Source organism: Streptomyces sp. NBC_00829 (genome assembly GCF_045161795.1).
GTDB lineage: Bacteria > Actinomycetota > Actinomycetes > Streptomycetales > Streptomycetaceae > Streptomyces.
Genome location: NZ_CP108867.1, coordinates 5261330 through 5276088, shown reverse-complemented (window position 1 = coordinate 5276088; position 14759 = coordinate 5261330). Strand labels below are relative to the sequence as shown.

Genomic DNA, 14759 nt, shown 5'->3' with positions numbered 1-14759 from the left:
ACAGCGGCGTTAGCGGTCGTTAACCTAGATGAAACACGTTAACGCTCATTAACCGAGCAAGGGAGCTGGAGCAATGCAGCAGGCACCCGTGCTGGCGAGCGCGGCAGACCCCGCGTCCCCGGCCTGGCAGGCCAATGAGGCCGCGCACCAAGAGCTGGCCGACGCCCTGCGAGCCAAGCTCGCGGCGGCCCGGCTCGGCGGCGGTGAGAAGGCCCGCGCCCGCCACACCGCGCGAGGAAAGCTGCTGCCGCGCGACCGCGTGGACACCCTCCTCGACCCCGGCTCCCCCTTCCTGGAGCTCGCCCCCCTCGCCGCCGAGGGGATGTACGACGGGCAGGCCCCGGCCGCCGGCGTGATCGCCGGAATCGGACGGGTCAGTGGCCGCGAGGTGGTCGTCGTCGCCAATGACGCCACCGTCAAGGGCGGCACGTACTACCCGATGACGGTCAAGAAGCACCTCCGGGCCCAGGAGGTGGCCCTGGAGAACCGCCTGCCCTGCGTCTATCTCGTCGACTCCGGCGGCGCCTTCCTGCCCATGCAGGACGAGGTCTTCCCGGACCGTGAGCACTTCGGCCGGATCTTCTTCAACCAGGCCCGGATGTCCGGCGCGGGCATCCCCCAGATCGCCGCCGTGCTCGGCTCGTGCACGGCGGGCGGGGCGTATGTCCCGGCGATGAGCGACGAGGCCGTCATCGTGCGCAACCAGGGCACGATCTTCCTCGGCGGCCCGCCGCTGGTGAAGGCCGCGACCGGCGAGGTCGTCACGGCCGAGGAACTCGGCGGCGGCGAGGTCCACTCCCGCACCTCGGGTGTGACCGACCATCTCGCCGAGGACGACGCGCACGCCCTGCGGATCGTCCGCAACATCGTGGCGACGCTCCCCGGGCGCGGCCCGCTCCCCTGGTCGGTCGAGCCGGCCGAGGAGCCCAAGGCCGACCCCGCCGGGCTGTACGGCGCGGTGCCGGTGGACTCGCGCACCCCCTACGACGTACGCGAAGTGATCGCCCGGATCACCGACGGCTCCCGGTTCGCCGAGTTCAAGGCCGAGTTCGGACAGACGCTGATCACCGGCTTCGCCCGCATCCACGGCCACCCGGTCGGCATCGTCGCCAACAACGGCATCCTGTTCTCCGAATCCGCCCAGAAGGGCGCGCACTTCATCGAGCTGTGCGACCAGCGCGGCATCCCCCTCCTCTTCCTGCAGAACATCTCCGGCTTCATGGTCGGCAAGGACTACGAGGCGGGAGGCATCGCCAAGCACGGCGCCAAGATGGTCACGGCCGTGGCCTGCACGCGCGTACCGAAGCTGACGGTCGTCATCGGCGGTTCGTACGGAGCGGGGAACTACTCGATGTGCGGCAGAGCGTATTCACCGCGCTTCCTGTGGATGTGGCCCAACGCCAAGATCTCGGTGATGGGCGGCGAGCAGGCGGCCTCCGTGCTGGCGACGGTGAAGCGCGACCAGTTGGAGGGCCGCGGCGAGGACTGGCCCGCCGAGGCGGAGGAGGCCTTCAAGGCCCCGATCCGCGCCCAGTACGAATCCCAGGGCAGCGCCTACTACGCGACGGCCCGGCTCTGGGACGACGGCGTGATCGACCCGATGGAGACCCGCCAGGTCCTCGGTCTCGCGCTCACCGCCTGCGCCAACGCCCCGCTGACCGACCCCGCCTTCGGCGTCTTCCGGATGTGAGACGGACCATGACGATGTTCAGTACAGTCCTTGTCGCCAACCGGGGCGAGATCGCGGTGCGCGTCATCCGCACGCTGCGCGCGATGGGCGTCCGCTCGGTCGCCGTGTTCAGCGACGCGGACGCGGATGCCCGCCATGTGCGGGAGGCGGACACCGCGGTCCGTATCGGGCCCGCGCCCGCTGCCGAGAGCTATCTCTCGGTGGAACGCCTGCTGGAGGCCGCTGCCCGCACAGGCGCCGAGGCCGTCCACCCCGGCTACGGCTTCCTCGCCGAGAACGCCGGCTTCGCGCGGGCCTGCGCCGAGGCCGGTCTGGTCTTCATCGGACCGCCCGCCTCCGCCATCTCCCTGATGGGCGACAAGATCCGCGCCAAGGAGACCGTGCAGGCGGCGGGCGTCCCCGTGGTGCCCGGCTCGTCGGGCTCCGGTCTGAGCGACGGCCAACTGGCCGATGCCGCACGGGAGATCGGCATGCCGGTGCTGCTGAAGCCCTCGGCAGGGGGCGGCGGCAAGGGCATGCGGCTCACCCGTGTCGAGTCCGCGCTCCTGGAGGAGATCGCGGCGGCCCGGCGCGAGGCGCGCGCCTCCTTCGGCGACGACACCCTCCTCGTGGAGCGGTGGATCGACCGGCCCCGGCACATCGAGATCCAGGTGCTCGCGGACGGCCACGGGAACGTGATCCACCTCGGCGAGCGCGAGTGCTCGCTCCAGCGCCGCCATCAGAAGATCATCGAAGAGGCGCCCTCGGTGCTCCTCGACGACACGACGCGCGCGGCGATGGGTGAGGCCGCGGTCCAGGCGGCACGCTCGTGCGGCTACCGCGGCGCGGGCACGGTGGAGTTCATCGTCCCCGGCAACGACCCGTCCTCGTACTACTTCATGGAGATGAACACCCGCCTCCAGGTCGAGCACCCGGTGACGGAGCTCGTCACGGGCCTCGACCTGGTGGAGTGGCAGCTGCGGATCGCCGCCGGTGAGCGGCTGCCGTACGGCCAGCGGGACGTCAGCCTCACCGGGCACTCGATAGAGGCGCGTATCTGCGCGGAGGACCCCTCCCGCGGCTTCCTGCCCTCGGGCGGCACGGTCCTCGCCCTGCACGAACCGCAGGGCGACTGCGTGCGCACCGACTCCGGCCTCACCGAGGGCACGGAGGTCGGGAGCCTGTACGACCCGATGCTGTCGAAGGTCATCGCGTACGGGCCCGACCGGGCGAGCGCGCTGCGCACCCTGCGTGCCGCCCTGGCGGAGACGGTGACCCTCGGCGTCCCGACGAACGCCGGCTTCCTGCGCCGGCTGCTGGGCCATGAGGCGGTGGCCGCGGGCGACCTGGACACGGGTCTGGTGGAGCGGGACGCGGACGGACTGGTCCCGGAAGGGGTCCCCGACGAGGTGTACGCGGCAGCGGCGCTGCTCGCTGAGACCGGGTCCCCCCGCTCCGCCGCAGGCTGGACGGACCCCTTCGGGGTGACCAGCGGCTGGCGCATGGGCGGCGAAGCGGCCTGGACCGTCCGCGACTTCCGCGTGCCCGGCCAGGACCCGCTCACCGTGCGCGTCCGCCCGGCCGCGGGCGGACGGAGCCGGGAGATCCTCATCGAGACCGCGGCGGGCGGCGAGAGCGCGCAGGACGGCGTCCGGTCGGCCCGGCTCGTCCACCGCGGCGGCGGCTGGGCCACCGTCGAGCTGGACGGGGTCACCCACCGCTTCCACCACGCCGACTCCGCGGACGGAACCTGGCTCGGCCGGGACGGCGACAGCTGGCACGTCCTGGACCACGACCCGGTCGAGGCCTCCCTGACCGGTGCCGCGCACGCGGGCGCCGACACCCTCGCCGCGCCGATGCCCGGCACCGTCACGGTCGTCAAGGTCGCCGTCGGCGACGAGGTCGAGGCGGGCCAGAGTCTGCTGGTCGTCGAGGCGATGAAGATGGAGCACGTCATCTCCGCCCCGCACGCCGGCACCGTCACCGAACTCGACGTCACACCCGGCTCGACCGTCGCCATGGACCAGATCCTGGCGGTCGTCACCCCGAGGGAGGAAGCATGACCGACGGGCTCCCCATGGCCGTTCCCGCTCAGGATCTGCCGCCCCGCGTCAGGATCCACGAGGTCGGAGCGCGCGACGGCCTCCAGAACGAGAAGTCGGTCGTCCCCACCGAGGTCAAGGCCGAGTTCATCCACCGGCTCGCCGACGCCGGTCTGGGCACCGTCGAGGCCACCAGCTTCGTACACCCCAAGTGGGTGCCCCAACTCGCCGACGCCGAGCAGCTGTTCCCGCTCCTCGGCGACCTGGACGGCGTCGCCCTGCCCGTCCTCGTACCGAACGAACGCGGCCTTGAGCGGGCCGCGGCCCTCGGGGCGCGCCGGATCGCGGTGTTCGGGTCCGCCACCGAGACCTTCGCGCGGCGCAACCTCAACCGCACCGTCGACGAGTCGCTGGCGATGTTCGAGCCGGTCGTCGCCCGCGCCAAGGACGACAGGATCCATGTCCGCGGCTATCTCTCGATGTGCTTCGGCGATCCGTGGGAGGGGCCCGTCCCGGTCCACCAGGTCGTGCGGGTCGCGAAGCGGCTCATGGACCTCGGCTGCGACGAGCTGAGCCTCGGAGACACCATCGGCGTGGCCACGCCCGGCCATGTGCTGGCCCTGCTCGCGCAGCTCAACGAGGAGGGTGTGCCCACCAGCGCCATCGGCGTGCACTTCCACGACACCTACGGCCAGGCACTGGCCAACACCTTTGCCGCGCTCGAACACGGAGTGAGCACCGTGGACGCCTCGGCGGGCGGCCTCGGCGGCTGCCCGTACGCCAGGAGCGCGACCGGAAACCTCGCCACCGAAGACCTCGTGTGGATGCTCCACGGCCTCGGTATCGAAACCGGGGTCGACCTCGACCGGCTCACCGCCACCAGCGTGTGGATGGCCGAACAGCTGGGCCGACCCAGCCCCTCCCGCACCGTACGTGCCCTCTCCCACAAGGAGTGACTCCCTTATGTCCCTGGACCACCGGCTCACCCCCGAGCACGAGGAACTCCGCCGCACCGTCGAGCAGTTCGCGCACGACGTGATAGCCCCCAAGATCGGTGACTTCTACGAGCGGCATGAGTTCCCGTACGAAATCGTCCGCGAGATGGGCCGCATGGGCCTGTTCGGGCTCCCCTTCCCGGAGGAGTACGGCGGCATGGGCGGCGACTATCTCGCCCTCGGCATCGCCCTGGAGGAGCTCGCCCGCGTCGACTCCTCGGTGGCGATCACCCTTGAGGCGGGCGTCTCCCTCGGCGCGATGCCCGTCTACCGCTTCGGCACCGAGGAACAGAAGCGGGAGTGGCTGCCCCGGCTCTGCTCGGGCGAGCTGCTCGGCGCGTTCGGCCTGACCGAGCCGGGCGCCGGTTCGGACGCGGGCGGCACCAGGACCACCGCCGTGCGGGACGAGGACACCGGCGAGTGGGTGATCAACGGCTCGAAGTGCTTCATCACCAACTCCGGCACGGACATCACCGGCCTGGTCACCGTCACCGCCGTCACCGGCCGCACACCCGAGGGCAAGCCGCTGATCTCCTCGATCATCGTCCCCTCCGGCACGCCCGGCTTCACGGTCGCCGCCCCCTACTCCAAGGTCGGGTGGAACGCCTCGGACACCCGTGAGCTGTCCTTCGACGGCGTCCGTGTGCCGTTCGCGAATCTGCTGGGCGAGGAAGGCCGCGGGTACGCCCAGTTCCTGCGCATCCTCGACGAGGGCCGGATCGCGATCGCCGCGCTCGCGACGGGACTTGCGCAGGGCTGTGTGGACGAGTCCGTGAAGTACGCCAAGGAGCGCCACGCGTTCGGGCGGCCGATCGGTGCCAACCAGTCCATCCAGTTCAAGATCGCCGACATGGAGATGCGGGCGCACATGGCCCGGGTCGGCTGGCGTGACGCCGCGTCACGGCTGGTGCAGGGCGAGCCGTTCAAGAAGGAGGCCGCGCTGGCGAAGCTGTACTCCTCCACGATCGCGGTGGACAACGCCCGCGAGGCGACCCAGGTCCACGGCGGCTACGGGTTCATGAACGAGTACCCGGTGGCCCGGATGTGGCGCGACTCCAAGATTCTGGAGATCGGCGAGGGCACGAGCGAGGTGCAGCGGATGCTGATCGCGCGGGAGTTGGGCCTTTCCGGCTGACACCCGCGAGCGCTGCCCTCGCGCGCCGGAGGCTGCGACGTACGGCCGGGGAGGCCCCCCTCTGGACAGTCACTGAGGTTAGGCTAACCTACCTTCGAACTGGCCAGTGGCCGAACCGGCACGTACGAAAGCGGACCCCATCATGCCCAACGCCCGCCCTTCCCACCTCACCCGTCGCGGTCTGCTCGCCGCGGGCAGCGCCCTCGGGCTCGGCGCGGCGCTGGCCGCCTGCGGGAGCAACGACACCAAGGGCGGCGCGGACAAGGCCGCCGCGAAGTCCGGCCCCTGGTCCTTCACGGACGACCGGGGCACGAAGGTCGAGACCAAGTCCGTCCCGAAGAACATCGTCGCCTTCACCGGCACCGCCGCGGCTCTCCATGACTACGGCGTCGAGGTCAAGGGCGTGTTCGGCCCGACCACGACCAAGGACGGCAAGCCCGATGTGCAGGCGGGCGACCTGGACGTCAACAAGGTGAAGATCATCGGCAACGCCTACGGCGAGTTCAATGTCGAGATGTACGCCTCGCTCGCCCCGGACCTCCTGGTCACCAACATGTGGGCCAAGGGCGACCCGTGGTACGTCCCGCCGCAGTCCAAGGCCAAGATCATGAAGGTGGCTCCCAGTGTCCTGCTGTGGGCGGCCGAGACCACCATGCAGAAGGCGCTGGCCCGTCACGCCGAACTCGCCGAGTCCCTCGGCGGAGATGTGAAGGGCAAGGAGGCCACCGACGCCAAGGCCCGCTTCGAGAAGGCCGCGGCCCGGCTGCGCGCCGCCGCCAAGGCCAAGCCGAACATGAAGGTCCTGATCGGCTCGGGCAGCGCGGAGCTCTTCTACGTCTCCGTCCCGAAGATGTCCGCCGACACCCTGTACTTCCAGGAGCTCGGTGTGAAGTTCGTCGAGCCGAAGCCGGACGCCCAGGGCTTCTTCGAGCCCCTCAGCTGGGAGAACGCCGGCAAGTACGGCGCCGATGTCATCATCCTGGACAACCGCACCGGGACGCTCCAGCCCGACGCCCTCAAGGCCAAGCCGACTTGGACCCAGCTGCCCGCCGTCAAGGCCGGCCAGGTCGTCCCGCGCGTCACCGAGCCGATCTACTCCTACGCCAAGTGCGCGCCGATCCTCGACGACCTGGCCAAGGCCATCGAGACGGCGAAGAAGGTCGCCTGACGATGACGACGACGGCCGAGCTCGCCCCGTTCCGTTTCTTCGATCTGCAGGTGGTACGGACCCGGCGGCTCGGCCCGTCCATGGTCCGCGTCACCTTCGGCGGCGAAGCGCTGCGGGACTTCGCCGCCGGTGGCCGCGACCAGTCCCTCTCGCTGTTCCTTCCGCACCCGGGCCAGGACACGCCCCTCGTGCCGGTCGCCGATGACGGCGATCTGTACGCGACGCTGGGCGCGTGGCGCGCGATGCCCGAGGACGTACGGGCGGTGATGCGCTCGTACACCGTGCGGGAGCAGCGCCGGGTCCCGGGCGGGGAAGGCGAGATGGACGTCGACTTCGCGGTCCACGACGACGGCGGTCCCGCCTGCCGTTGGGCCCTTCAGGCCGCGCCCGGCCACCGCGTGACGGTGCTCGGCCCCGCGGTCGCCGACAACACCGCCGTGCGCTTCCGTCCTCCCGCGGACACCGACTGGGTGCTGATCTGGGCCGACGAGACGGCACTTCCGGCGGCGGCGGCGATTCTGGAATGGCTGCCGAGCGGCACGAAGGCCCAGGTCTGGATCGAGGTGCCGCACACCGAGGACCGCCTGGACCTCAGGACCGGGGCGGACGCCCGGATCACCTGGCTCGTGCGGGCCGAGGGCGCGCCCTCGGCCCTGGAGGCGGTCAGCGCCGCCGAGTTGCCCGAAGGCGCCGGGTACGCCTGGATCGCGGGCGAGTCGGGCAGCGTGAAGGCGCTCCGCCGTCATCTGGTGCGCGAGCGCGAACTCGACCGGCGCCGGGTCACGTTCGTGGGCTACTGGAAGCGCGGACTGAGCGAGGACGGCCTGCGCGAGGAGCCCGCGACGGACGAGGCCGCCGACATGTGAACAACGGCACAGCACGTGCGTCCCGAGGGGGCGAGGGCCAGTTGATGTTAGAAGTGAGGTTAGGCTAACCTTACTTTCACATCCCGAGGCCCTCGCCCCCTTCGCCTTGTCCGGGAGGACATTTCCATGCGCTCGCACCTGCTCAATGACCGAACGGCGGAGAGCTACCGGCGCTCCGTGACCGAAGGAGTCGAGCGGGTGGCGCACCGACTCGCCACGACCCAACGGCCGTTCACCGGTGTGACCGCCGACGAGCTCGCTCCGCTGATATCCGCGGTCGACCTCGACCGGCCGCTGGGCGACGCGTCCGCCGCCCTCGACGAGCTGGAGACGGTGTATCTGCGGGACGCCGTCTACTTCCACCACCCCCGTTACCTCGGCCACCTCAACTGCCCGGTCGTCATCCCCGCCGTGGTCGGCGAGGCCGTGCTCTCCGCGGTCAACTCCTCCCTCGACACCTGGGACCAGAGCGCCGGCGGCACGCTCATCGAGCGCCGCCTCATCGACTGGACCGCGCAGCGCATCGGCCTCGGACCGGCCGCCGACGGCGTCTTCACCAGTGGCGGCACCCAGTCCAACCTCCAGGGGCTGCTGCTCGCGCGCCAGGAGGCCAAGTCGAGGGACCTCGCGAAACTGCGCATCTTCGCCTCCGAGTGCAGCCACTTCAGCGTGCAGAAGTCGGCAACGCTGCTCGGCCTCGGCCCCGAGGCCGTCGTCTGCGTACCCGTCGACCGCAACAAGCGGATGCAGGCGCTCGCCCTCGCCGCCGAGCTGGAGCGCTGCTCCCGCGAGGGCCTGATCCCCATGGCCGTCGTCGCGACCGCCGGCACCACCGACTTCGGCTCCATCGACCCGCTGCCCGAGATCGCCGAACTGGCCGAGCAGTACGCCACCTGGATGCATGTCGACGCCGCGTACGGCTGCGGGCTGCTGGCGTCGCCCACCCGCCGCCACCTCCTCGACGGCATCGAGCGCGCCGACTCGGTCACCGTGGACTACCACAAGTCCTTCTTCCAGCCGGTGAGTTCCTCCGCCGTGCTGGTCCGGGACGGTGCCACGCTCGGCCACGCCACGTACCACGCGGACTACCTCAACCCGCGGCGCACCGTCGAGGAGCGCATACCCAACCAGGTCGACAAGTCACTGCAGACCACGCGCCGCTTCGACGCGCTCAAGCTGTGGATGACACTGCGCGTGATGGGCGCGGACGGCGTCGGGCAACTCTTCGACGAGGTCTGCGACCTGGCCGTGGCGGGCTGGGAAATGCTCGCCGCCGACCCGCGCTTCGACATCGTCGTGCAGCCGCAGCTCTCGACGCTGGTCTACCGCTACATCCCCCCGGCCGTCACCAGCCCCACCGAGATCGACCGGGCCAACCTCTACGCCCGCAAGGCGCTGTTCGCGTCCGGCGAGGCCGTGGTGGCCGGGACGAAGGTCGGCGGTCGCCAGTACCTGAAGTTCACCCTGCTCAACCCCGAGACGACGACCCAAGACATCGCCGCCGTACTCGATCTGATCGCCGACCACGCCGAGCAGTACCTGGGAGAGAACCTTGTCCACGCCTCGTGAGCCCCTGGATTTCATCGGTATCGGGCTCGGGCCCTTCAACCTCGGCCTGGCCTGCCTGACCGAGCCGATCGACGAGCTGAACGGTCTCTTCCTGGAGTCCAAGCCCGGCTTCGAATGGCACTCCGGCATGTTCCTGGAGGGCGCCCATCTGCAGACCCCGTTCATGTCGGACCTCGTCACCCTCGCCGACCCCACGTCCCCCTACTCCTTCCTGAACTATCTGAAGGAATCGGGACGGCTGTACTCCTTCTACATCCGCGAGAACTTCTATCCGCTGCGGACCGAGTACAACGACTACTGCCGCTGGGCCGCCGGCAAGCTGAGCAGCGTCCGCTACCGCACCACGGTGACCCGCGTCGAGTACGAGGACGAGCTGTACGTCGTGCACACCGAGGGCGGCGAGCGGTACCTCACCCGCCGTCTCGTCCTGGGCACCGGCACCCCGCCGTACATCCCCGAGTCCTGCCGCGACCTCGGCGGCGACTTCCTGCACAACTCGCGCTACCTCGACCACAAGGCCGCGCTCCAGCAGAAGAAGTCGATCACCCTCGTGGGCAGCGGCCAGAGCGCCGCGGAGATCTACTACGACCTGCTCTCCGAGATCGATGTGCACGGCTACCAGCTCAACTGGGTCACGCGCTCCCCGCGGTTCTTCCCGCTGGAGTACACCAAGCTGACGCTGGAGATGACCTCCCCCGAGTACATCGACTACTTCCACGCGCTGCCGGAGGCCACCCGCTACCGGCTGGAGTCGGAGCAGAAGGGCCTGTTCAAGGGCATCGACGGGGACCTCATCGACGCGATCTTCGACCTGCTCTACCAGAAGAGCCTGCCGGGCCCGGTCCCGACCAGACTGATCACCAACTCCGCGCTCCACAGCGCACGCCACGAGGGTGACACCTACACCCTCGGGCTGCGCCAGGAGGAGCAGGGCAAGGACTTCGAGCTCCGGACCGAGGGCCTGATCCTGGCCACCGGCTACAAGTACGTCGCCCCGCGCTTCCTTCAGCCGCTGCACGACCGGATCCGCCGGGACGGGCAGGGCCGCTTCGACGTCGCCCGCAACTACTCCGTCGACACCGCGGGCGGCGAGATCTTCCTTCAGAACGCGGGGGTGCACACGCACTCCATCACCTCGCCCGACCTGGGCATGGGCCCGTACCGCAACGCCTACATCATCAAAGAGATGCTGGGCTCCGAGTACTACCCCGTCGAAAAGTCCATCGCGTTCCAGGAGTTCTCCGTATGACGTTCAGTGTCCGCCCTCTCGATCCCTTCGCCGACGCGGAGCTGATCCATGGATGGGTGACCCACCCCAAAGCCGCCTTCTGGATGATGCAGGACGCGAAACTGGAGGACGTCGAGCGCGAGTACACGGCGATCACCGCGCACGAGCACCACGACGCCTTCATCGGGCTGCACGACGGCGAGCCCGTCTTCCTGATGGAGCGCTACGACCCGCGATACGTGGAACTCCCGGGTCTGTACGACCCCGAGCCGGGCGATGTCGGCATGCACTTCCTCGTCGCCCCGACCGACACCCCGGTGGACGGCTTCACCCGGGCCGTGATCACCGCGGTGATGGAGACGCTGTTCGCCGACCCGGCCACCGTGCGCGTGGTCGTCGAGCCGGATGTGAGCAACAAGGCCGTGCACGCGCTCAACGAAGCCGTCGGCTTCGTCCCCGAGTGCGAGATCAAGAAGCCGGAGAAGGACGCCCTGCTGAGCTTCTGCACCCGCGCCCAGTTCATGGCAGCACAAGGAGTGGCGGCATGACCGTGTCCGACGCCGTGGCCCATCTGACGCCCGCGCTGTGGGAGCAGGCCAACCGGCTGCTCGTCCGCAAGGCGCTTGCGGAGTTCTCGCACGAGCGGCTGCTGACCCCCGAGCCGCTCGGCCAGGACAGCTACCGGGTCCTCAGCGACGACTCGGCGAGCGAGTACCGCTTCACCGCGCGCCGCTTCGCCCTCGACCACTGGCAGGTCTTCGCCGACTCCCTCACGTGCCACCGCGACGGTGAACCGCAGCCGGTCGACGCACTGGAGTTCTTCATCGGGCTGCGCTCCTCGCTCGGCCTGAGCGAGGAGATCCTGCCGGTCTATCTGGAGGAGATCTCCTCCACCCTCTCCGGCACGGCCTACAAGCTGACCAAGAAGCCCGTCACCTCCGCCGCACTGGCCCGGGCAGGCTTCCAGGCCATCGAGACGGGCATGACCGAGGGCCACCCCTGCTTCGTGGCCAACAACGGCCGGCTCGGCTTCGGGGTGCACGAGTACCGCTCGTACGCCCCCGAGACGGCCGGCGCGGTCCGGCTCATCTGGCTCGCCGCCCGTCGCGATGTCGCCACGTTCACCTGCGGCGCGGGACTCGACTACGCCTCCCTGGTCCGCGAGGAGCTCGGCGAAGGAGCCCTCGCCCGCTTCGGCGCGCAGTTGAACGACCTCGGCCTGGACCTCGCCGACTACTTTTTGCTGCCCGTCCACCCCTGGCAGTGGTGGAACAAGCTCTCCGTCACCTTCGCCGCCGAGGTCGCCCAACAGCGTCTGGTGTGCCTGGGCGCGGGGGACGACGACTATCTGGCGCAGCAGTCGATCCGTACGTTCTTCAACACGAGCGCCCCCGCGAAGCACTACGTCAAAACCGCCCTGTCCGTCCTCAACATGGGCTTTATGCGCGGTCTTTCAGCCGCGTACATGGAGGCGACCCCGGCGATCAACGACTGGCTCGCGGGTCTGATCGACAACGACGACGTCTTCAGGGCGGCCCGCTTCTCGATCATCAGGGAGCGGGCGGCGATCGGCTACCACCACCGCCAGTACGAGCGGGCTACCGACCGCTACTCGCCGTACCGCAAGATGCTCGCCGCGCTGTGGCGCGAGAGCCCGGTGCCCACCCTCGACGAGGGCGAGCGGCTCGCCACCATGGCGTCGCTCCTCCATGTGGACCACGAGGGAGCGACGTTCGCGGGCGCGCTGATCGACGAGTCGGGACTGCCCCCGGCTCAGTGGCTGCGCCGCTATCTGGACGCCTACCTCACACCCGTGCTCCACAGCTTCTACGCCTACGACCTGGTCTTCATGCCGCACGGCGAGAACGTCATCCTCGTCATCGGCGAGGACGGCACGGTCCGCCGGGCGATCTTCAAGGACATCGCCGAGGAGATCGCGGTGATGGACCCGGACGCGGTGCTGCCGCTGGCCGTCGAGCGGATCCGGGCGGACGTTCCCGACGACATGAAGCTGCTCTCCATCTTCACGGACGTCTTCGACTGCTTCCTCCGCTTCCTGGCGGCCGCGCTGGTCACCGAGGAGCGGCTGGACGAGGAGACGTTCTGGCGGACGGTCGCCGCATGTGTGCGGGGATATCAGGAGTCGGTGCCGCATCTCGCCGAAAAGTTCGCCGAGTACGACATGTTCGCCGACACGTTCGCGCTCTCCTGTCTCAACCGGCTCCAGTTGCGCAACAACAAGGAGATGGTGGATCTCGCCGACCCGGCCGGGGCACTCCAGCTGATCGGCTCCCTGGAGAACCCGCTCGCGCGGTTCTCCCACTGAACGGCCGGGCGCGCGTGAATACGGTCCCTCACGCGCGCCCGGCCCCGGTCTCCCTTCCGGCGCTCGCGTCCGGACGTCAGCCCGCGGGCCAGGGAACCTGCGGCGAGCGGTAGTAGGCGATCCCCAGTGCCGCCATCCGCGGCCCCTGGGCGGCCAGCCGCAGCTTGTACGCGTCCCAGCCGTGCGCGGACGCCGGAGCCCACCCGATCTCCGCCACTCCCACGACCCGCGGGAACGCCATGAAGTCGATGTGATCGCTCGTCGAGATCGTCTCCGACCAGAGCGGAGCCTCCACGCCCGCCACCGACGAGGCGGGCACGCCCGGCAGATAGGCCGCCGGGTCCCAGTCGTAGGCCCTGCGCACCTCGACGAAACCGGCCCAGGCGAGGCCCAGCGGGGTGTCCTTGTCGTACTTCATGTCGAGGTAGATCCGGTCGGCGGGCGACAGGATCAGCCCGGTGCCGTTCTGCGCGGCCCTGGCGACCTGTGCCTTCTCCGCGTCGCTGGTGCCGTCCAGCCCCCAGTACTGGGCGAGTGCCCCCTCGGCGGGGGTGGCGCCGGTCAGCTGGTGCCAGCCGACGACCTTCTTCCCGTACTTGGCGACGATCGGCTGGACCTTGTCCATGAAGGCCACGTAGTCGGCGTGGCTGGTGGAGTGCGCTTCGTCGCCGCCGATGTGGAGGTACCGGCCGGGGGTGAGCGCGGCGAGTTCGCGGACGACGTCGTCGATGAAGTCGTACGTCACGGCCTTCGGCACGCACAGCGAGCTGAAGCCGACGTCCGTGCCGGTGTAGAGCGGCGGGGCGACGCCTGAGCAGTTCAGCTGGGCGTACGAGGCGAGCGCGGCGTTGGTGTGGCCTGGCATGTCGATCTCGGGGACGACCTCCAGATAGCGCGAGGCCGCGTAGCCGACGATGTCCCTGTACTGCGCCTTGGTGTAGTAGCCGCCGCGTCCGCCGCCGACCTGGGTCGAGCCGCCGTACGTGGCCAGCCGCGGCCAGGAGTCGACGGCGATGCGCCAGCCCTGGTCGTCGGCGAGATGCAGATGCAGCTTGTTGATCTTGTAGAGCGCGAGCTGGTCGATATAGCGCTTGACCTGCTCGACGGTGAAGAAGTGCCGGGAGACGTCGAGCATCGCGCCCCGGTAGGCGTAGCGCGGGGTGTCGCTGACGGTGCCGCCCGCGACCTGCCACGGGCCGCGCTGACGGCTGTCCTTCTCGACGGAGGCGGGCAGCAGCTGACGCAGCGTCTGCACGGCGTGGAAGAGTCCGGCGGGCCGGCGGGCGGTCAGGGTCAGCCCGCCGCGCGAGGACTCCAGGCGGTAGCCCTCGTCCCCGAGTGCCCGCTCGCCGGAGCGCAGCCTGAGCCGGATGCCGCCGGGGCCGTGGCCGTCGGTGACGGGCAGGGCGTATCCGGTGGAGGGGCGCAGCAGCCCGGCGAGGTAGCCGCCGATCCGCCGGGCCTCTCGGGAGCCGCTGTCGACCAGGATCCGGGTCCGGGGGGTGAGGGTGTACGGAGCCCCGCCCGGGCGCGCGGACGCGGGCGCGGGGACGATCTGCCCGAGCGGGCGGACGGAGGGGGTGGCGGGCGAGGGAGCGGGCCCGGCACCGATGCCGGCGACCCCGGCCGCGGCGACGAGCAGCAGCGAGCCGAACAGACGGGGTAAGGTTCTGGGCTTTCTCACAGGCTGGGTCCCTTCGACGGGCGTAGCGACTGTGGTGCTGGCAACCTCAACGGCAGTCACCATGCGTACCGCGCGCC

The 14759-nt window shown here is 70.1% G+C and carries 11 protein-coding genes; 10 read left to right on the top strand and 1 reads right to left on the bottom strand.

Annotated features, from left to right (window positions below; genetic code table 11):
• Window positions 1–73: 73 nt before the first annotated feature.
• The 10 genes from OG293_RS23485 to OG293_RS23440 all read left to right on the top strand — a co-directional run bounded on the left by OG293_RS23485 (window position 74) and on the right by OG293_RS23440 (window position 12998).
• A complete protein-coding gene (locus tag OG293_RS23485; protein ID WP_406000764.1) occupies window positions 74–1690 on the top strand; it encodes a carboxyl transferase domain-containing protein in 1617 nt (538 codons plus the stop codon).
• A 14-nt stretch (window positions 1691–1704) separates the two neighbouring features.
• Entirely contained in the window at window positions 1705–3732 is a 2028-nt protein-coding gene (locus OG293_RS23480; RefSeq protein ID WP_406000763.1) for an acetyl/propionyl/methylcrotonyl-CoA carboxylase subunit alpha, read from the top strand.
• The gene (locus tag OG293_RS23475) at window positions 3729–4667 is read left to right on the top strand and encodes a hydroxymethylglutaryl-CoA lyase (protein WP_406000762.1); all 939 of its coding nucleotides are present in this window, start codon (window positions 3729–3731) and stop codon (window positions 4665–4667) included. Before OG293_RS23480 ends, OG293_RS23475 begins: the two co-directional genes overlap by 4 nt.
• 7 nt (window positions 4668–4674) lie before the next feature.
• Window positions 4675–5841 (top strand): acyl-CoA dehydrogenase family protein, encoded by a 1167-nt coding sequence (locus tag OG293_RS23470; RefSeq protein WP_406000761.1) that lies wholly within the window; start codon window positions 4675–4677, stop codon window positions 5839–5841.
• Between the two features lie 142 nt (window positions 5842–5983).
• Window positions 5984–7009, top strand: coding sequence for an ABC transporter substrate-binding protein (locus OG293_RS23465; RefSeq protein WP_406000760.1), 1026 nt, complete (start codon window positions 5984–5986; stop codon window positions 7007–7009).
• 2 nt (window positions 7010–7011) lie between these two features.
• A complete protein-coding gene (locus OG293_RS23460) occupies window positions 7012–7875 on the top strand; it encodes a siderophore-interacting protein (protein WP_406000759.1) in 864 nt (287 codons plus the stop codon).
• Window positions 7876–8001: 126 nt separating this feature from the next.
• Window positions 8002–9444, top strand: a complete 1443-nt coding sequence (locus OG293_RS23455; RefSeq protein WP_406000758.1) for a pyridoxal phosphate-dependent decarboxylase family protein — start codon at window positions 8002–8004, stop codon at window positions 9442–9444.
• Window positions 9428–10693 carry a lysine N(6)-hydroxylase/L-ornithine N(5)-oxygenase family protein gene (locus tag OG293_RS23450; RefSeq protein ID WP_406000757.1) on the top strand — a complete coding sequence of 422 codons (1266 nt, stop codon included), beginning with the start codon at window positions 9428–9430 and terminating at the stop codon, window positions 10691–10693. The genes OG293_RS23455 and OG293_RS23450 overlap by 17 nt, the downstream gene beginning before the upstream one ends.
• Window positions 10690–11220 (top strand): GNAT family N-acetyltransferase, encoded by a 531-nt coding sequence (locus OG293_RS23445; protein ID WP_406000756.1) that lies wholly within the window; start codon window positions 10690–10692, stop codon window positions 11218–11220. Before OG293_RS23450 ends, OG293_RS23445 begins: the two co-directional genes overlap by 4 nt.
• Window positions 11217–12998, top strand: coding sequence for an IucA/IucC family protein (locus OG293_RS23440; RefSeq protein WP_406000755.1), 1782 nt, complete (start codon window positions 11217–11219; stop codon window positions 12996–12998). Before OG293_RS23445 ends, OG293_RS23440 begins: the two co-directional genes overlap by 4 nt.
• A 76-nt stretch (window positions 12999–13074) precedes the next feature.
• On the opposite strand, the gene OG293_RS23435 is transcribed toward OG293_RS23440, so the two are convergent.
• Complete coding sequence (locus OG293_RS23435) at window positions 13075–14682, bottom strand: beta-N-acetylhexosaminidase (protein ID WP_406000754.1); 1608 nt, start codon at window positions 14680–14682, stop codon at window positions 13075–13077.
• Window positions 14683–14759 lie beyond the last annotated feature (77 nt).